Source organism: Martelella lutilitoris (genome assembly GCF_005924265.1).
Taxonomy (GTDB): Bacteria; Pseudomonadota; Alphaproteobacteria; order Rhizobiales; family Rhizobiaceae; genus Martelella; species Martelella lutilitoris.
The window spans coordinates 248,072-266,346 of record NZ_VCLB01000003.1 but is presented as its reverse complement, the minus strand read 5'-3'; the positions used below and the strand labels follow the sequence as shown (position 1 = coordinate 266,346).

Sequence of the window (18,275 nt, the reverse complement as noted above, 5' to 3'; positions counted from 1 at the left end):
TTCGCAGTCAGATGGAAACATCTGACGCCCGCGAAAATGCGCCAAAACAAATAGATAGAGCGGATGCGCGTTTCCATGAAAGGCGGAACCGCGCTAGAGCGTCGGGCGAGAAAGTGGAGCCCGGTTTTCGCAAAGCACGGCGCTCTACGACCGACAGCAATGGTTTGACATTTCGGGCGGCGGTCCTTTCGGGGCCGCCGCCCGACCAATTGGTGGAGACTTTCGTCGGAAGTCTCTTCGAAATCGTGGTCGCGCCCCTTTTTTCTTGGTATGAGAGTAACGGTTGCAATCGGAACCGCTCTCCTCTTGACGCCTGCTAAAAAGTACGAACATAATATCTTATGTTTAGACTAGCGATTGATATTGGCGGAACGTTCACGGATATGGTGCTGGAGGGCGACGGCCTCTCCTCGCTCAAGGTCCTGACGACACCGGAAGCGCCTGAAAAGGCAGCGCTTGAGGGTAGCCTGGCACTGCTTTCCGAAAACAATGTGGAATTTGCCGACGTTTCCGCCGTCATTCACGGCACGACGCTTGCGACCAATGCGCTGATCGAGCGGCGCGGCGCAAAGACGGCTCTGGTTACGACCAGGGGTTTCCGCGACATTCTTGAAATGGGCTATGAGCGACGCTTCGAGCAGTATGACGTCAATCTGCAACTGCCCGCGCCGCTGGTGCCGCGCGAGCTGCGGATGACCGTCGACGAACGCATGGATGCCTATGGCAAGGTGATCCGCGCGCCGCAGGAAGACGAAATCGACGCGATCGCGGCGCAACTGCTGGAGAAGCGCGTGGAGGCTGTCGCCATCGGCTTTCTGCACTCGACCGCCAGCGATGCGCATGAGCGGCAGGTGGCCAAGTGGTTGCGGGCGCGTCTGCCGGAGGATGTGACCATCTGCCTGTCAAGCGAGGTCTCTCCTGAAATCCGGGAGTATGAGCGCTTCTCGACCGTTGCCGCCAATGCCTATGTGCGGCCGCTAATGTCGCGCTATCTCAACCGTTTCGACGCGGCAATGCGCGAACGCGGTTTTGCCGGCGAATTCCTGCTGATGCTGTCGGGCGGCGGGCTGACGACGGTCGACCAGGCCGCGCGCATGCCGATCCGGCTGGTGGAATCGGGGCCTGCCGGCGGAGTCGCGCTCGGCGCGCGGGTCTCGCGCGAGGTCGGTATCGCGAAAATGCTTGCCTTCGACATGGGCGGCACGACGGCGAAGATCTGCTTTCTGGAAAATGCGCAGCCGGCCACGGCGCGCCGTTTCGAGGTGGCGCGGGCCTGGCGCGACATCAAGGGGTCCGGCCTGCCGGTGCGCATCCCGACGACGGAGCTGGTCGAGATCGGCGCCGGCGGCGGGTCGATTGCCCGGCGCGATACGCTTGGCCGGCTTGCCGTCGGGCCGAAGAGCGCCGGCGCTGCGCCGGGGCCGGCAGCCTACGGTCTCGGCGGAAGCGAGCCGACCATCACCGACGCCAATGTTGTGCTCGGCAAGCTCTCGCCGGAAGGCTTTGCAGGCGGGCGGCTTGCGCTCAGGCCGGAGCTTGCGGTCGCGGCGATAAAGGAAAAGGTCGTCGGACCGCTTGGCATGAGCTCGCCGGAATGGGCCGCCGCCGGCATCACCGAAATCGGCGAGGAAGCGATGGCCAATGCGGCGCGCGTCCACGCCGTCGAACAGGGCAAGAATGTCTCGGCCTACACGTTGATGGCCTCCGGCGGGGCAGGGCCGCTTCATGCGGTGCGCCTTGCCGAAAAACTCGGCATTTCCCGCGTCGTCATCCCCGCCTTTGCCGGCGTCGGTTCGGCCGTCGGGTTCCTGAGCGCGCCGATTGCCTATGAAGTTGCGCGCAGCGTGCTGGCGCCGCTTGGCCGGATCGACCTCGATCGTCTGAAGCGGCTGCAGTCGGAGATGGCCGAGGAGGCCAATGCCGTGGTTAGGCCGGCGCTTGCCAGGGGAACGCAGCCGGATATCGCGATTGCCGCCGAGCTGCGCTACGAAGGTCAGGGCCATGCTCTCAGGATCAATCTTGACGGTCCCGTGGAAACGGCTGAAGCGCTTGAAAAAATGCGCGTCGCCTTTGTCGAGACCTATCGCGCGGTCTATGGCGCCGAGCATTCCGGCAATGCGATCGAGCTTGTCGCACTCAGCCTCGTCGCCAAGGGTCCGGAACCGGTGGTCGCGACCGCGACCGACGGCTCCTTCGATCCGCGTCCGGCGACAGCCATCGGCACGGCCGAGGTGTTCTCGCCGCTCTCAGGCGAACGGGTGACCTTCGCGCGCTATCGGCGCGGCGATGAACGCCCGGGCGCGGTCTTCGAAGGGCCGATGCTGATCGTCGAGGACCAGACGACGATTTATGCGAGCGAGGGCTGGCAGGGTTATATCCATGCGCTGGGTCATGTCGTGCTGGAGCGGGAAGGAAACGCCTGATGACAGAAGAGCATCTTACCGACGCCGACATCATTGCCATGAACGTCATGTGGAACCGCCTGATTTCCGTCTGCGAGGAACAGGCGAATGCCCTTTTGCGGGTTGCCTTCGGCGCCATTGTGCGCGAGGCGGGCGACCTGTCGGCCGGCATTTTCGATGCGAGAGGGCGGATGATGGCCCAGGCCGTCACCGGCACGCCCGGCCATGTCAACACCATGGCGAAATCGGTCAATGCCATGCTGGAACACGTGCCGGCAGAGACCCTGGAAGAAGGCGACGTGCTGGTGACCAACGATCCCTGGCTCGGGGCCGGTCATGTCTTCGATTTCGTGCTGGTGACGCCCGTTTTCAGGAAGGGGACGATCGTCGCCTATATCGCCTCGACCTGTCATGTCGTCGATATCGGCGGGCTCGGCTGGTCGGCGGAGGCGCGCTCGGTGTTCGAGGAGGGCGTGGTCATTCCGGTGACCAGGCTTCGGCGCAAGGGCGTCGTCAACGAGGAACTGCTTGCGCTGATCGCCGTCAACTCCCGCGTCCCGCGCGAGGCGCGCGGCGACGTGATCTCGCTGATGAGCTGCAATGACGAGGGGCTGAGGCGGTTGCTCGCCCTGATGGACGAATATGACGCAAGCTCGCTCGAACCGCTGGCGGCGTTCATCTTCGCCCGCTCGGCAGAGGCGACGCGGGTGGCGATCGAGAAGGTGCCGGAAGGCGTCTACCACGCCGAGATCGAACTTGACGGCTATGATGCGCCGATCCGGCTGAAGGCGGAGATGACGGTCAGGGACGGCGAGATTTCGGTTGACCTCAAGGGATCGTCGCCGGCCGTCGCCAAGGGCATCAACTGCCCGCTTAACTACAGCCAGGCCTATGCCTCCTTCGGCATCAAGGTGGCAATTGCCCCGGAAGTGCCGAACAACCATGCCTCGCTTGCGCCGATCCGGATCGATGCGCCGCCGGGCCTGATCGTCAGCGCCGAACGCCCCTGGCCGGTGACGGCGCGCCATGTGGTGGGGCAGGCCCTGCCGGATCTCATGCTCGGCTGTCTGGCGGAGGCCAAGCGCGGGGAAATTCTCGCCGAAAGCGCCGGCGCTCTCTGGGTTCTGGCAATCACGGCGGAGGGCGAGGGCGGCTTTGCCTCGCTCAATGTCGCGCTTGGCGGCATGGGGGCGCGTCCGGCCTCCGACGGTCTTTCGACCACGGCCTTTCCTTCGGGCGTCGGCACGGTGCCGGTCGAGGTGGCAGAAACCGTGGCGCCGCTGATCTACGAGAAGAAGGAATTCGCGCCGGACAGCGGCGGAGCGGGCGAATATCGCGGCGGCCTCGGCCAGGAGATCCGCATCCGTTCGGCGCGCGGCCAGAGCCTCACCTTGTCGGCGGCAGCGTTTGAACGCCTGAAAAAGGGCGCGGACGGGCGTGAGGGCGGCAAGGCCGGCGCGCCGGGCCACGCTGAAATCACCGACGGAACCGTGATCACCAGCAAAGGGCTCTACACCATCCCCCCGGGCGAGGCGTTGATCCTGCGCACGCCGGGCGGCGGCGGTTTCGGTCCCCCTGAGCGTCGTGATCCGGGAAAGCTCGCGATCGATCTTGAGCGCGGCCTCGTCAGTTCCGTGTCGGCCGATCGCGATTACGGGTACAATGAAAATGGGCACAATGGTAGGATGCAACCAGCCGACAGAGGAGAATAGGGCAATGCGAACGATATCAATGCTGGCCGTTGCGGCCGTCAGCCTGAGCGCCGCTCAGGCTTCTGCACAAACGACATTGGACTTCTCGACCCCGTGGCCGGATACCAATTTTCAGGCCAAGGCCGCGCGGCAGTTTGCCGAAGCCGTTGCCAAGGCGACTGACGGCGATGTCCAGATCAACGTCTTCAACGCCGGCGAAATCGGCGTGTCGGGCTCCGAGAGCATGGCGGCGGTCGAGACCGGCATCGTGCAGATGGCTGATTTCCTGCTGTTCCTGCAGGCGGGCGAAGAGCCGCTTCTGGCGATGGACACGCTTCCCTATCTGATCCAGGGGCAGGAGCAGATGGCGACCTTCCTCGAAGTGGCCTCGCCGGTGTTCGACGAGATCGCCGCAAGCCATAATCAGAAGATCCTCTATTATGTCCCGTGGCCGTCGCCGGGCCTCTACTCACGCTCGGAGATTACCACGGCCGAGGATCTGCAAGGCCAGCGCATCCGTGCCTTCAATCCGGCCAGTTTCGAATTCCTGACCAAGCTTGGCGCCGCCCCGCTGGAAATGCCCTGGGGCGACGTCGTGCCGGCGCTTGCCGCCGGAACGATCGACGGCGTGGCGACCTCGACCTCCTCTGGCGTCGATGGCAAGCTGTGGGACACGACCTCCTATTTCAACCCGCTGCAGTGGTCGACCTCGACCGATGCGGTAACCATCAACCTCGACGCCTGGAATGCGCTTTCGGAGGAGGACCAGGCCGCAATCGAGGGCGTGGTCGAAGAACTTGAGGCCGAGTTCTGGGCCCAGAGCGCCGCCGAGGACGAGGGAAAGACGGAGATCCTCGTCGAAAACGGGATGACCGTGACCGAGGCCGAGGATTCGATGAAGGCAGTCATGTCCGAGGCCGGGCACGAGATGTGGGGCAGCTTCATCGAGCGCGTCCCGGCCGCAGGTCCGATCATCGAACAGTACACCGAGGCGGCCGGCAAATAGCCGCCATTGCCCGCCGTCTGTTTCTGCGGGCACGTCTTTCATGAACGAGGGTTCCGGGGTTGCGGCCCCGGAAGCCGCCTTGCGCTGGATATTCGATGGTTCGTGCCTTTCTGACATTCACCGACTGGACCGCCAGAATTGCGCAGACCATTGCCATGGTGCTGCTCTATTGTTTCTGCGCGATGATGCTGGCGGAGGTCTTCAGTCGCGGCTTCTTGAGCCGGAGCCTTGCCTTTTCCTGGGAATATTCGGCCTTCGCCATGTGCGGCGTGTTTTTGCTGGGCCTCGGGCCAGCGCTGCAGCATGGCACGCAGGTGCGGGTCTCGCTGCTTCTCTCCCGTGGCCCCCGCTTTGCGCGGCTCGTCGATATCGCCGCCACGCTGGTCGGGCTGGTCCTCGCCTGTCTGCTGCTGGAAGCCTTCTGGACCGTCTTTCATGCCTCCTTTACGCGCGGGCTGCGCCAGTCAAGCTTCATGAATACGCCGCTCGCCATCCCCCAGGCGCTTGCGGTCGCCGGCGCGGCGGAGTTCGTGCTCGCCATGGCGGCGCGGCTTTTGCGGCTTCTTCTCGGCCTGGAACCGGAGCTTGAACGGGAGGCGGAGGATGGTTGAGATCGGCCTCGTCACGTTGCTGCTTTTTGCCGTGCTGCTTCTCGGCTCCGTCTGGGTCGGCCTGTCGCTCTTCGGCGTCGGCTATATCCTGCTTACGGTCTACAAACCCAATATCCCGCTTGAGGCCTTCGCCGGCAAGCTGATGTGGCAGGCGGGCACGGCGCAGGAACTGCTCGCCCTGCCGCTGTTCATCCTGATGAGCGACATTCTCGTGACCGCACGCCTCGGCCGCTCGCTGTTTTCGGGCCTTGCGCCCTGGGTCAGCCGGCTTCCCGGCGGGCTGGTGCATGTCAATGTCGCCGGTTCCACCCTGTTTGCCGCCGTCTCCGGCTCGTCTGCGGCAACGACGGCGATCGTCGGCCGGGTGACGCTTCCCGAGCTTCAGGCGCATGGTTATGACCGCCGTCTGTCGATCGGTTCGCTTGCCGGCGCAGGCACGCTTGGTTTTCTCATTCCGCCATCGATCATCATGATCATTTACGGCGTCGTTTCCGAACAGAGCATTCTCAGGCTGTTCATCGCCGGCATCGTGCCCGGCCTGCTGCTCGCCTGCCTTTACAGCCTCTATATCGCCGCCGCCCACACGGTTTCCGGCGGACGGGCGAGTGCCGAGCGTTACAGCTGGCGCGCGCGCTGGCGGGGGCTGGTCGAGATCGCCCCGATGGTGGCGCTGATCGCCGGCATCATGGGCGCGCTTTATTTCGGCCTTGCAAGCCCGACGGAACTGGCCTCCGTTGGTGTGCTCGGCGCGGTCATCCTGGCGGCGCTCCGGCGTGAACTGACCTTCGCCAATCTCCTGAAAGCCGGCAACAGCGCGGTGCGCACCAGCGCGATGATGGGGCTGATCCTGATCGGAGCGGCGCTTCTCAATGCCGCGCTCGGCTTTCTCGGGCTGCCGCGCGCGATCGCCGGCTGGATCGCCGCGCTTGATCTCGCGCCCTTCGCCCTGATCACCATCCTTCTGCTGTTCTATGTGCTGATCGGCATGTTTCTGGACGGGACGTCGATCATCGTCATGACATTGCCGATCACGCTACCTTTGGTTACATCTGCAGGTTTTGATCCGATTTGGTTTGGTATTTTTGTCGTTGTTGCTGTAGAGATATCCCAGATAACGCCACCGGTGGGATTCAACCTGTTCGTCATACAGGCGCAAACCGGCGAAACGATTGGAAGACTGGTCCGCGCCGTCGCGCCGTTTTTCCTTATTCTGGTCGCCTTTGCGTTGCTTTTGGCGATCTTCCCGCAGATCGTTCTTTGGTTGCCTGGAAAAATGGAATGAGCGCACCGAGACATAAATTGCTGACCCGCTCTTTGCGCGAGGAGATCACTTCCGGTCGCTGGAAGGTCGGTGACCGTCTTCCGCCGGAGGTGGAATTTGCTGTCGAACGGGGCGTGAGCCGCACGACGTTGAGGCGCGCGCTGAGCGAACTCGAGTCCGAAGGCCTGGTTGCACGGCGCAAGCGGGTGGGCACGGTGATCGCCTCGCAGACCCCGCAGCAGCATTTCCGCATGGCCACCAACAGCATGCCGGAATTGATGCGCGTGACGCGGGAAACAGTGCTGGAAGTCTGGACGTCGCGACATGTGGAGAACCATTCCGATCCGGCGCTCGGCGGCCATGAAAGCGCCACCGGCTTCTGGCTGGAGGTCATCGGCGTCAGGCGCATCCCCGGCAGGTTGAGGCCCTTCAACTGGTCGCGCATGTTTGTCGCCGGCCCCTATGCCGGCATAGAGCCGTCGCTCTCGCGCCACCGGGTCGGCTCGGTCTACAATCTGATCGAGGAGATGTTCGACCGGCCGATCGTGCGCGTCAGCCAGAGCGCCAATGCGATCGCCTGTCCGCAACCGGCGGCCGATGCCATCGGCCTGTCGGTTGGAACGCCGGTCCTTTCCATCGATGCCGAGCTCTACAGCCACAATGGCGAGCTGGTCGAGATTTCCCAGGCGATTTACGATCCCGCCCGCTTCCAGCTGCGCAATGACGTGCTGCTGAAATAGAGCGGAAACGCGTTTCCGCGGAGCGGGTTCAGCCCTCTTCGATTTCGGCGATGATTGCGTCGACGGCGCGCCTTGCCGTGCCGAGGCTTTCTTCCGCCTGTTCCTGTTCCACCAGCGCAAAACGGAAGGGCAGGCCGCCCGGCATCTGCGCCAGGCGCGGCAGGTCCGCCGAAATCACCGTCGCGATCTTGGGATAGCCGCCCGTCGTCTGGCGCTCGGCCGTCAGGACGGTTGCCGTGCCCGAACCCGGCACCTGGATCGAGCCGGGCGGGGTGCCGTCGGAGATAATATCGTGGCCGCGCGCGGCATGAAGCGCCGGGCCGAAGAGCAGGCTCGCCATCCGGTCGCGCCGCGTCGAGACGGCGAAGGGCTCCTCGAGAAACAGCGACCAGGCGCGGGCGTCGAAATAATCATCCTGCGGGCCTGCGATCGTCCGGATCGGTCCGGAAGGCCTGCGGAAGATCGAGCGCATTTGGCGCGGAAAAAGCGTCGCCGACGGAAACAGGGTCAGCATGTCGCCATCGGCGAGCGCGCGGCCTTTAAAACCGCCCATGGCATTGCGAACATGGGTGGTGCGCGACCCGAGCACGACGGGAACGTCGATGCCGCCTGAAAAGGCGATGTAGCCCCACATGCCGCCGCGCAGAACGCCGACATCGAGCCTTTCGCCGGGCTCGAGCAGATGGCTTTCCCAGCATGGCACCGCCTGGCCGTTGATCAGCACTTCCGCAGCACCACCGGTGACGGCGACAAGCGTGGGTTCGGAGACGCGATAGCTTCCGCCCGTCTGGGCAAATTCAAGCGCGGCAGCATCCGCATTGTTACCGACAAGCGCCTGTGCGATGCGGAAGGCATCCTCATCCATCGGGCCCGACGGCGAGACGCCGGCGGCCAGATAACCGTTGCGCGGCTTTGCCTGGACCGTCACCATCAGGCCGGCCCTTGCCACTTCCAGCATCACCATGGCGCTTCAGCCTCCACGATCATTTCGCCAAGGGCTGCCCGCCGGTCGAGGTCCGCCATTTCCTCCGGCGGGATGGCGGCAAAGCGGATGATGTCGCCGGCGCGGAAAAAGGCCGGGTCGCTTCGCTCGGGATCGAACAGCCTGAGCGGCGTGCGGCCGATATAGCGCCAGCCGCTTGGGCCGGGAAGCGAGTTGATTGCCGCCTGCCTGCCGCCGATCCCGACCGCGCCGGCGGGTACGCGTTGGCGCGGTTCGGCAAGGCGCGGCGTTTCAAGCGCTTCCGGCAGGCCGCCGAGATAGGCAAAGCCGGGAGCAAAGCCGATCATGAAGACGCGAAAGGTCGCGCCGGTGTGAAGGGCGACGACGTCGTCGGGGTCCATGCCGCGTTCGGCCGCCACGGCATAAAGGTCGAGCGCATCGGCGCCCCGATAGCAGACCGGCACGGTGAAATGGCGCGCGTCCGCCGTACCGGGCGTTGTCGCTGCGTCGACGCGGGCCTCCAGATGGCGCGCCAGATCGCGGCCGCTGAGCACCATCGGGTCGTAGAACACCAGAAGCGAGCGGTAGGTCGGAACGGTCTCCGTAATCCCGGCGAGCGGGTCGTTCTTTAGGGAACGCTCAAGCGTGATCACGCGGGCGCTGACCGCCTCGTCGATGCTGTCGCCAAATTCTATCGTCACGGCCTGATCGCCGGCCGGCTTGATCCGCACCAAAAGCCTGTCCCTGGCTCGATATTGTCCGCACGGCTCTTTTTTCGCCGCGCGGCCCTATATCTATCAGCTATCGGCAGTCGCGCGAAAGGCCTCAATCGTACGGCGGGTGCCTTCTTGGAGGGAAACGGCGTTCCAGTCGCCGAGAAAATCGCGCAGCGGCGCGTTGTCGAGCGCGTCCGGCATCGGTCTTGGCCGGTCGGCAATGGTGATCCGCGCCTCCGGCACCACCGTGCGGATCGCCTCTGCCACATCCTCGCTCGAGCCGATGGCCGTCGTGAGGTCGCTGACGATCGGCGCGGGCGCCGGGCGGTCGAGCGATCGCAGGAAAATCTCGGCCACCTCGTCGATATGCTGGAAGCACATCTTTCCGGAAAACGGGATCTCGTAAGGTTCTCCGCGGGCTGCGGCCCGCATGGCAAGCGTGATCGCCGCCGTCTCCCCGCTGGTGCGGCCCGGCCCGTAAACCACATGCGGCCTCAGGCCCACCGAGCCGAGGCCGTGATCGAGGAAATAGACCTTGGAGATCTCCTCGCAGCAATGCTTGAACGCGCCATAGAGGTTGACGGGCGAGGCGAGGGGGCCGCGGGGGCGGGCGGCAAGCGAGCTTGCGTAGACGATGCGGGAAATGCCGGCCTTCAGCGCCGCCTGCATGATGTTGATATGGCCGACGACATTGACCTGGGCGCCGAGCGCCGGATTTGCCCGGCAGGCGGGAATGACGAGGGCGGCAAGATGCAGGATCGCCTCGGTCCCGAAGCGCGCGATGGTCCCTTCGACCGAGTCCGGTTCTGTGATGTTGCCCTCGACATAGGTGACGCCGGGAATGCGCGCCATCTCCGCCGGAAGTTTGAGGTCGAGAACGGTGACCTGGTCGCCGCGCGCGGCAAGCGCCTTCGTCAGCGCCTGGCCGAGAAATCCTGTTCCGCCGGTGACCAGGACCTTGAGCGGCGTACGTTGTGTATTGTCGGTGTCGCTCATGATGCCATTCCCTGTCCGCCGTTGACGTCGAGAAGTTGGCCGGTGATGAAACCCGCCTCATCGGAAGCGAAGAAGGCGACGGCGGCGGCCACATCCTCCACGCGGCCATGGCGGCGCACCGGCACGCCTTCAAGCGCGCGCTGGCGTTCTTCCGGCGTCATGCGCTCATTGAGCAGCCGTTCGACGCGCGGCGTGGAGATCGCGCCGGGGCAGACGGCGTTGCAGGTGATGCCCTTCGGCCCGAATTCCTGCGCCATCTGCAGCGTCATCGACTGGATGGCGCCCTTGGCAGCCACATAATTGGCGCCGGTGAACAGGCTGCCGTAGCGCCCGGCCTTGGAACCGAGATTGATCACCCGCCCGAAACCGGCTGAAATCATGCCCGGCAACACATGGCGGCTGATCCTGACGGCGGCCGTGACATTGAGCGTCATGACACGGTCCCAGTCCTCGTCCGTCTCCTCCAGAAAAGCGCGCGGGGTGTGCAGTGAACCGCCGGCATTGTTGACGAGGATGTCGAAGACCATGTCGCGCGCGGCAAAATCGGCCATCATCCTGGCAATGTCGTCACCGTCGGTCAGGTCGCCGGCGATGAAGACGGCGGAGGCCAGGCTCTCGCTCTGCCGCGCCTTTTCAATTGCCTCTTCGGATCGGTCGATGATGCCGATGCGCGCGCCCTCGCTTGCAAGCCGTGCCGCGATTGCCGCGCCCAGCCCGTCGGCCGCGCCGGTCACCAGCGCGGTTCTTCCCATCATTCTTCTCAAAACTTTCCTCCCAGTGGACTGAAAAGAGTCCGACCATCAGTAAAATGGTACATAATACCACTATGCAGAACTTATGATCGGCAGGCCAGTGGTTTTTGTGCCGAATCGCCGGGCGGCTGGGAATAGGTGGAAAATTCATGATAAAGATGTGCAAGGCGGACGCCGCCAATCATCGCGACCCGCCCTCTGCGACCTTTTTTGGGAACCCTTGCGCGCATGATCCCCCTTCTTTCTCAGGCTGCCGTCGCGTTTTCTTTCGCAGCCTTCTTCTATTTTATCGTCTCTTACCAGGTCACGGTGGGGTTTCCGCCCTTTTATGTTCCCTTCGGTTCCAAAGACGTTATTTCGCTGAACCGTGCGGTCTCTTTCGTTTTCGCAATGATGTTCGCGATGGCGCTGTATGCGACCACCAAGTTCACCATTTTCTCCTTTGCGTTCGGCTGTATCGCATTGGCAGGAGGCATCGATGCCAGAGGCCGCATGAAGAAAAAGGTCGCCGAGATTGGACTGCCTCAATGGATGTGGATTAGGCTCACGCTCAAATGGCCGATGCTCGTTTTTGATGTCTGGACGATCGCTGCGAGCTGTTATGTCTTCTGGGTTTTATTCCAAAAATAAAAGCGACCGCGATGGGCCGCCTCTAGACTGCTGACAAAGTTCGCCCCACCCTCATCCGTCATGCCGGCCTTGAGCCGGCATCCAGAGCCAAGAAGCGAGAACCATCGCGATTAAAGTGCTGTTATGAATACTGTTTTTGTGGCCCTGGACCCCGGCTCAGGGCCGGGGTGACGGAGAATGGGAGCAGGTTCTTTGCCATTGCAACAGGCTTTTCAACAAAATAAAGGCGACCGCGATGGGCCGCCTTCTTCGTCATCACATACTGATCGCTTGATCAGCCTGCAGCGCGGGTCTTCTCAAACCGCTTGCGCTCGTTGGAGTCGAGATAGAGCTTCCTGAGGCGGATCGACTTCGGCGTGACTTCCATCAGCTCGTCATCCTGGATCCAGGAGAGCGCGCGGTCGAGCGTCATGCGGATCGGGGGCGTCAGCTTCACGGCTTCGTCCTTGCCGGCGGAACGGATATTGGTGAGCTGCTTGCCCTTCAGAACATTGACCTCGAGGTCGTTGTCGCGGGTATGGATGCCGACGATCATGCCGGCATAAACCTTGTCGCCGGGCTCGATGATCATCGGGCCGCGATCTTCAAGGTTGAACATGGCGTAAGCGACGGCCTCGCCGGCCTGGTTCGACAGAAGAACGCCCTGGTTGCGGCCGCCGATCTCGCCCTTGTAGGGCTGGTAGTTGTGGAACAGGCGGTTCATGATCGCCGTGCCGCGCGTATCGGTCAGAAGCTCCGACTGGTAGCCGATCAGGCCGCGGGTCGGGGCAAAGAACACCAGACGCACGCGGTCGCCGCCCGAGGGACGCAGCTCGACCATCTCGCCCTTGCGCTCGGCCATCTTCTGCACGACGATGCCGGAATGCTCCTCGTCAACGTCGATGACGACTTCTTCGACCGGCTCCATCAACTGGCCGGTTTCCTCATTCTTGTGCATGACCACGCGTGGACGCGAAACGGCGATCTCGAAGCCTTCGCGACGCATGGTTTCGATCAGGACGGCAAGCTGGAGTTCGCCGCGACCGGACACATAAAAGGAATCCTTGCCCTCGGCTTCCTCGATCTTCAGCGCGACATTGCCTTCGGCTTCCTTCATCAGCCGGTCGCGGATGACGCGGCTCGTCACCTTGTCGCCCTCGGTGCCGGCGAGCGGACTGTCATTGACGATGAAGGACATGGTGACCGTCGGCGGATCGATCGGCTGCGCCTGAAGCGGCTCGGTCACGGAGGGATCGCAGAACGTGTCGGCAACCGTGCCCTTGGAAAGGCCGGCAATGGCGATGATGTCGCCGGCCTGCGCTTCCTCGATCGGCTGGCGCTCGATGCCGCGGAAGGCGAGGATCTTCGAAACGCGGCCGGTTTCGACGGTCTTGCCGTCCTGGGAGAGGACCTTGACCGGCTGGTTCGGCTTGATCGATCCGGAGAAGACGCGGCCGGTGATGATGCGGCCGAGATAAGGATTGGCTTCCAGCAGCGTGCCGATCATCTTGAACGGACCTTCGGCAACCTTTGGTGCCGGAACATGGTCGACAACAAGGTCGAGCAACGGGCCGAGGCCCTGGTCCTGCGGACCTTCCGGCGCGGTGTTCATCCAGCCCGCGCGGCCGGAGCCGTAGAGGATATGGAAATCGAGCTGCTCGTCGGTGGCGTCGAGTGCGGCGAAGAGGTCGAAGACCTCGTTGACGACTTCATCGGCGCGGGCATCCGGACGGTCGATCTTGTTGATGGCGACGATCGGCTTGAGGCCGACCTTCAGCGCCTTGCCGACCACGAATTTGGTCTGCGGCATCGGGCCTTCGGCGGCGTCCACCAGAACGATCGCGCCGTCCACCATCGACAGGATGCGCTCCACCTCGCCGCCAAAGTCGGCGTGGCCGGGCGTGTCGACGATGTTGATGCGGGTATCCTTCCAGACGACCGAGGTCGCCTTGGCGAGAATGGTGATGCCGCGTTCCTTCTCGAGGTCATTGCTGTCCATCACGCGCTCATCAACGCGCTGGTTCTCGCGGAATGCGCCGGACTGCTTCAGGAGCTCGTCAACGAGCGTCGTCTTGCCATGGTCAACGTGCGCGATGATCGCGATATTGCGAAGTGCCATTTTTATCGATCTCTGGGGCTGGGCGCGGGTCTGTAGGAGCGGTGGGAGGACCGCTGCCGGAAAAGGGGCGCCTGTTACACTTGCCGCGCTCTTACACATTTTTTGACGAAAACGAAAGAGAATGTTTTGTGGCAGGGGCTTTGCGGCCGTCGTCAGAGCGCGATAGACGCCTCGCAGCCCTGTTCCCGCGACCTATTCAAAGCCCAAGAGCAAGGCGCCCTGGTAGAACAGGAAGGCGATCGCCCAGGCGTAGACGAGCGAAAAGATCAGCGAGAAGACCATGAAGCCCCAGGACCGGCTTTCGGCCTTCACGGTGGCCACCGTCGTCAGGCAGGGCGTGTAGAGCAGGCAGAACAGGCAGAAGGAATAGGCGGCAGCCGGTGAGACCGAGATGGCGATCTGGTGGGCGACGAGGCCCGACGACATGGCATAGATCGTCGACAGCGACCCGATCACCACTTCCTTGGCGATGAAGCCGAAGATCAGCGCCAGCGTCAGATAGGGGTTGATGCCGATCGGCGCCATGACCGGCTGGAGAAGCTCGCCGAGCTTGCCGCCCCAGGTCTCAAGCCCGGTGGCATCGGTCGGGAAATTGGTCAGGAACCAGACGGCAATCGTGCCGATAATGATGAAATTCGTCGCCCGGTGCAGGAATTCCCGGAGCTCGCCATAGCCGCGCAGCCAGACCTGGCGAAGCGTCGGCACACGGTAGGGCGGCAGTTCCAGCACGAAGGGCTCGGTATTCCTGAACTGCCTCGAGCGCGAAAAGATCGCGGCGGCGAGGAAGGCCGCGGCAAAGGAGATGACGTAGAAGGAAAACAGGACGATCGGGCCCTGGGCGGGCGGGAAGACGGCGGCGATGATGAAGACGAACACCGCCAGGCGCGCCGAGCAGAGCGAAAACGGGATGATCAGCATGGAGAGCAGCCGGAGTGGCTGCGAGCGCATCACCCGCGTCCCCATCAGCGCCGGCACATTGCAGCCGAAACCCATCATCTGCATGACGAAGGAGCGGCCGTCGAGGCCGATGCGGCGCATCCAGGTATCCATCAGATAGGCCGCGCGCGACAGATAGCCCGAATCCTCCACAGCCGCCATGCAGAAGAAGAACAGCATGATTAGCGGCACGAAGGACGCGACGGTGGCAACGCCGAGCCAGATGCCGTTTATGACGAAGTTCTGCAGCCAGCCCGGGCCGAGGCTGAGCACCGGCTCGAGAATGCGGTTCTGGATCCAGTCGGTGATGACGCCGACCCAGTCCTGCGATGGCAGGCCGATGGTCCAGACGATGTAGAAGACGAACAGCATGACCGCGAAGAACAGCGGCAGGCCGAAAACCGGATGAAGCAGGAAACGGTCGAGCTTCTGGGTGATCGTCTTCGGCGGAGCTTCGGGATAGACGACCGCGCCGGAAAGCGTTTCCGACAGCGTTTCCTCGGTCATCAGCGTCGAACGTAGCGTCTCGTAGTCGGCCAGCACCGGAGGCTGACCGGCGCGTGCTTCGAGCATGGCGGAGACGCTTTCGATCGCCTTGGGATAGCCCTCGCCATATTTGGCGCTGATCAGGTGGACCGGCAGGCCGAGGCGGGCGGACAGCGCGTCCGTATCGATCTCGATGCCGTTCTTGCGCGCTTCGTCGGCCATGTTCAGCATGACGACTGCGGGCAGGCCGAGCTGTTTGACCTGCAGCGGCATCAGGATCTGCCGGTCGATCTGGCTGGCATTGATGACGATGATGACGAGATCGACGGGATAGGTCTTGAGGAAGTCGGCGACGATGGTTTCGTCCTCGGAAAAGCCTTCGAGGTCGTAGATGCCGGGAAGATCGACGAATTCCAGTGTCTTGCCGCCGCGTTTGACGCGCGCATTGGAGAGCGAGACCGTGATGCCCGGCCAGTTGCCGACATAGGCGCTGGCGCCGGTGATGCGGTTATAGAGCATCGACTTGCCGGTATTCGGCTGGCCGATCATGGCGATGCGCGGAACGTCGTTGAGGTCGAGATTGGCTTCTGCCGGCGAACAATGGGACATGGCGTCTTCCGGAGCTTTGGCGGGCGGTGGGCCGCCTGCCAGTCTTGTCGTTTTGCTCGGTGTGGGCCCGCCGGGCATGCTTTCAGATAAACGAGGCGTACCGGTGCGATCCGCCTCGCTCCATTCAGTCTTCGATCTTGCGCACCTTGACCAGTTCGGCCTCCGTGCGGCGGATCGCGATCTCTGTCGCCTTGCCGGCGCGCACAACCAGAGGCCCGCCGAACCAGGCGCGCCGGACCACGGAAACCTGGTGCGGGCTCGACAGGCCAAGCGCCCTCAACCGCACTGACAGGCCGTTCTCGAAACTGCCGGCCTCGACGATTTCGACAATGCCGCTTTCGCCGGGCTGGAGGCTTTCAAGCGAGACGATCCGGCCCTCGCGGAGCGTCTCCATGGTTGGATCGTTGCTCATTTCTGCCCCATGCCCGCGATTTCGCGATCGATGAAGTCATTGGCGTGCGGACCTTCGCCGTTCAGGCGTTCGCCGATCTGCGGCGCTATGGCGCCGGCATTGGTTATGGTCATGCGCATGCCCTTTCGTCTCCTCTCCATCTCCCTTCTGTATGACACGCGGCATGATTGCGCGCAAGATACTTTACTGAAATAGGCAGGATTAATTAAGTCTCTGTAATCATGCCAGAAAACATACGACGCTTGATGGATGTCTATTTTCTAAGGTCAGTATTAGCTAACTAAATAGAGATTTGCCGTCGGCACGAAAAAGCGATGGCGCTTTGCGAAACCGCTATCCTTCCCAAAAAAGGCAAAAAAAAGCCGGACGCCTGTCGGCATCCGGTCTCTCTGAAAAGCGTTCTGATGTGGCGCCGGACTACATCGTCGCGCCAACCTGCCAAGGCACGAATTCATTGTCGCCGAGGCCGAGCGCTTCCGATTTGGTCTTCTGCCCGGAGGCTGTGGCGATCAGATAATCGAGCAGTTCCTCGCCCTTCTTGTGAAGGTCTGCGCCGTCGGAGAGAATGTCGCCGCAATTGAGGTCCATGTCGTCGGGCATGGAGGCATAGAGGGCGGAGTTGGTCGCGACCTTCACCGTCGGCGTCGGCTTGGAGCCGAAGGCCGAGCCGCGTCCGGTGGTAAAGCAGAGGATTTGCGCGCCGCCGGCGATCTGGCCGGTGGCCGAAACCGGATCGTATCCGGGCGTATCCATGAACAACAGGCCCTTTTCGCGGATCTGCTCGCCATATTCGAGAACATCCATCAACGGCGTGCTGCCGGCCTTGGCGACCGCGCCGAGGGATTTTTCCAGTATGGTTGTCAGTCCGCCCTGCTTGTTGCCGGGGGAGGGATTGTTGTCCATCGAGCCGTGGTTGGCGTCGGTATAGTCCTCCCACCACTTGATGCGGGCGAGTAGCTTCTCGGCCACATCTTTGCTGGCCGCGCGGCGGAGCAGAAGCTGCTCGGCGCCATAGATTTCCGGCGTTTCCGACAGCACGACCGTGCCGCCCATGCCGACGAGAAGGTCGGAGGCGATGCCAAGCGCGGGATTTGCGGTGATGCCGGAAAAGCCGTCGGAACCGCCGCATTGCAGGGCAAGCTTCAGTTCGCAAACCGGTATTTCGACCCGGCGGGCCTCATTGACCTTGGGCAGGAGCTCCTTGATGTGGTCAACGATCTTGTCGATCGATTTCTGCGTACCGCCGTTCTCCTGGATGGTCATCATGAAGAAACGGCTCTCGTCCATCTCGCCGTGGATCTCGCGCATGCGGGCAAGCTGCATCTGCTCACAGCCAAGGCCGACGAAAAGCGCGGCGCCCACATTCGGATGCGTCGCATAGCCCCACAACACGCGCTGCAGATTGTCGAAGCCGGGGCCGGAACTGGCCATGCCGCAGCCGGTGCCATGGGCAAAGGCGGCAACGCCGTCGATATGCGGGTAACTATCGAGAATGCCGGACTGGTTGATGATGTCGGCAGCGCGGCGGATCACCGTCGCCGAACAGTTCACCGTGCCGCAGATGGCGATGTAATTGCGCGTGCCGGCGGAGCCGTCGGCGCGGCGATAGCCCATGAAGGTGCGGGGCGCGACTTCGGGGATGGCGGCCCTGGCGGCTTCCAGATCGACGCCGATTTCGTAATCGCGGCCATGGTCGCCGAAAGTGCAATTGTGCACATGCACGTGCTCGCCGGCCTTGATGTCGCGCGCGGCATAGCCGATCAACTGGCCGAACTTGAAGATGCCGCCGCCTTCGGGAATGTCGGTATTGGCGATCTTGTGCCCACGGGTCACGGGCTTGTCGAGCGGCACGCCGAAGCCAAGCGGCGTATCACCCTTGTCGGCGCGTCCGGCAAGGATGGACACCGTGTCCTTGGGGTGAAGTTTGAGACAGAGTTCAGCCACGATAATACCTCCCGACCGGGTGCTCCCCGGGATAACTGCATT

General features: G+C 63.0%; 16 protein-coding genes. 7 read left to right on the top strand and 9 right to left on the bottom strand.

The features are described 5' to 3' along the window. Positions 1-341 precede the first annotated feature (341 nt). The 6 genes from FF124_RS06305 to FF124_RS06280 all read left to right on the top strand — a co-directional run bounded on the left by FF124_RS06305 (position 342) and on the right by FF124_RS06280 (position 7,711). Positions 342-2,423 carry a hydantoinase/oxoprolinase family protein gene (locus FF124_RS06305; RefSeq protein WP_138747639.1) on the top strand — a complete coding sequence of 694 codons (2,082 nt, stop codon included), beginning with the start codon at positions 342-344 and terminating at the stop codon, positions 2,421-2,423. Then, positions 2,423-4,114 (top strand): hydantoinase B/oxoprolinase family protein, encoded by a 1,692-nt coding sequence (locus FF124_RS06300; RefSeq protein ID WP_138747638.1) that lies wholly within the window; start codon positions 2,423-2,425, stop codon positions 4,112-4,114. The genes FF124_RS06305 and FF124_RS06300 overlap by 1 nt, the downstream gene beginning before the upstream one ends. A gap of 4 nt (positions 4,115-4,118) precedes the next feature. Further along, entirely contained in the window at positions 4,119-5,099 is a 981-nt protein-coding gene (locus FF124_RS06295; RefSeq protein ID WP_187326832.1) for a TRAP transporter substrate-binding protein, read from the top strand. 95 nt (positions 5,100-5,194) lie between these two features. Next, positions 5,195-5,710, top strand: a complete 516-nt coding sequence (locus tag FF124_RS06290) for a TRAP transporter small permease subunit (protein ID WP_138747636.1) — start codon at positions 5,195-5,197, stop codon at positions 5,708-5,710. Continuing rightward, complete coding sequence (locus FF124_RS06285) at positions 5,703-6,992, top strand: TRAP transporter large permease (protein ID WP_138747635.1); 1,290 nt, start codon at positions 5,703-5,705, stop codon at positions 6,990-6,992. Before FF124_RS06290 ends, FF124_RS06285 begins: the two co-directional genes overlap by 8 nt. Beyond that, the gene (locus FF124_RS06280; protein WP_138747634.1) at positions 6,989-7,711 is read left to right on the top strand and encodes a GntR family transcriptional regulator; all 723 of its coding nucleotides are present in this window, start codon (positions 6,989-6,991) and stop codon (positions 7,709-7,711) included. Before FF124_RS06285 ends, FF124_RS06280 begins: the two co-directional genes overlap by 4 nt. A gap of 28 nt (positions 7,712-7,739) precedes the next feature. On the opposite strand, the gene FF124_RS06275 is transcribed toward FF124_RS06280, so the two are convergent. The 4 genes from FF124_RS06275 to FF124_RS06260 form a co-directional block, all read right to left on the bottom strand. Then, on the bottom strand, positions 7,740-8,675 hold the full coding sequence (locus FF124_RS06275) for a 5-oxoprolinase subunit C family protein (protein WP_138747633.1): 936 nt from the start codon (positions 8,673-8,675) through the stop codon (positions 7,740-7,742). Further along, the gene (pxpB, locus tag FF124_RS06270) at positions 8,669-9,385 is read right to left on the bottom strand and encodes a 5-oxoprolinase subunit PxpB (RefSeq protein ID WP_246072214.1); all 717 of its coding nucleotides are present in this window, start codon (positions 9,383-9,385) and stop codon (positions 8,669-8,671) included. The genes FF124_RS06275 and pxpB overlap by 7 nt, the downstream gene beginning before the upstream one ends. Positions 9,386-9,451: 66 nt before the next feature. Next, positions 9,452-10,366, bottom strand: a complete 915-nt coding sequence (locus FF124_RS06265) for an NAD-dependent epimerase/dehydratase family protein (RefSeq protein WP_138747631.1) — start codon at positions 10,364-10,366, stop codon at positions 9,452-9,454. Next, complete coding sequence (locus FF124_RS06260) at positions 10,363-11,121, bottom strand: SDR family NAD(P)-dependent oxidoreductase (RefSeq protein WP_210237446.1); 759 nt, start codon at positions 11,119-11,121, stop codon at positions 10,363-10,365. The genes FF124_RS06265 and FF124_RS06260 overlap by 4 nt, the downstream gene beginning before the upstream one ends. Positions 11,122-11,346: 225 nt before the next feature. Here FF124_RS06260 and FF124_RS06255 point away from each other — a divergent pair, with 225 nt between their 5' ends. Continuing rightward, positions 11,347-11,748 carry a hypothetical protein gene (locus FF124_RS06255; RefSeq protein WP_138747629.1) on the top strand — a complete coding sequence of 134 codons (402 nt, stop codon included), beginning with the start codon at positions 11,347-11,349 and terminating at the stop codon, positions 11,746-11,748. A 274-nt stretch (positions 11,749-12,022) separates the two neighbouring features. Here FF124_RS06255 and typA read toward each other — a convergent pair whose 3' ends face one another. The 5 genes from typA to FF124_RS06235 form a co-directional block, all read right to left on the bottom strand. Further along, positions 12,023-13,846 carry a translational GTPase TypA gene (gene typA / locus FF124_RS06250; RefSeq protein WP_138747628.1) on the bottom strand — a complete coding sequence of 608 codons (1,824 nt, stop codon included), beginning with the start codon at positions 13,844-13,846 and terminating at the stop codon, positions 12,023-12,025. 192 nt (positions 13,847-14,038) lie between these two features. Beyond that, complete coding sequence (gene feoB, locus FF124_RS06245) at positions 14,039-15,877, bottom strand: ferrous iron transport protein B (RefSeq protein ID WP_138747627.1); 1,839 nt, start codon at positions 15,875-15,877, stop codon at positions 14,039-14,041. Positions 15,878-16,001: 124 nt separating this feature from the next. After that, positions 16,002-16,289, bottom strand: a complete 288-nt coding sequence (locus FF124_RS06240; protein ID WP_210237445.1) for a FeoA family protein — start codon at positions 16,287-16,289, stop codon at positions 16,002-16,004. Continuing rightward, positions 16,286-16,408, bottom strand: a complete 123-nt coding sequence (locus FF124_RS20895; RefSeq protein ID WP_281285243.1) for a hypothetical protein — start codon at positions 16,406-16,408, stop codon at positions 16,286-16,288. The genes FF124_RS06240 and FF124_RS20895 overlap by 4 nt, the downstream gene beginning before the upstream one ends. A 298-nt stretch (positions 16,409-16,706) precedes the next feature. After that, the gene (locus FF124_RS06235) at positions 16,707-18,236 is read right to left on the bottom strand and encodes a UxaA family hydrolase (RefSeq protein WP_425462514.1); all 1,530 of its coding nucleotides are present in this window, start codon (positions 18,234-18,236) and stop codon (positions 16,707-16,709) included. Positions 18,237-18,275 lie beyond the last annotated feature (39 nt).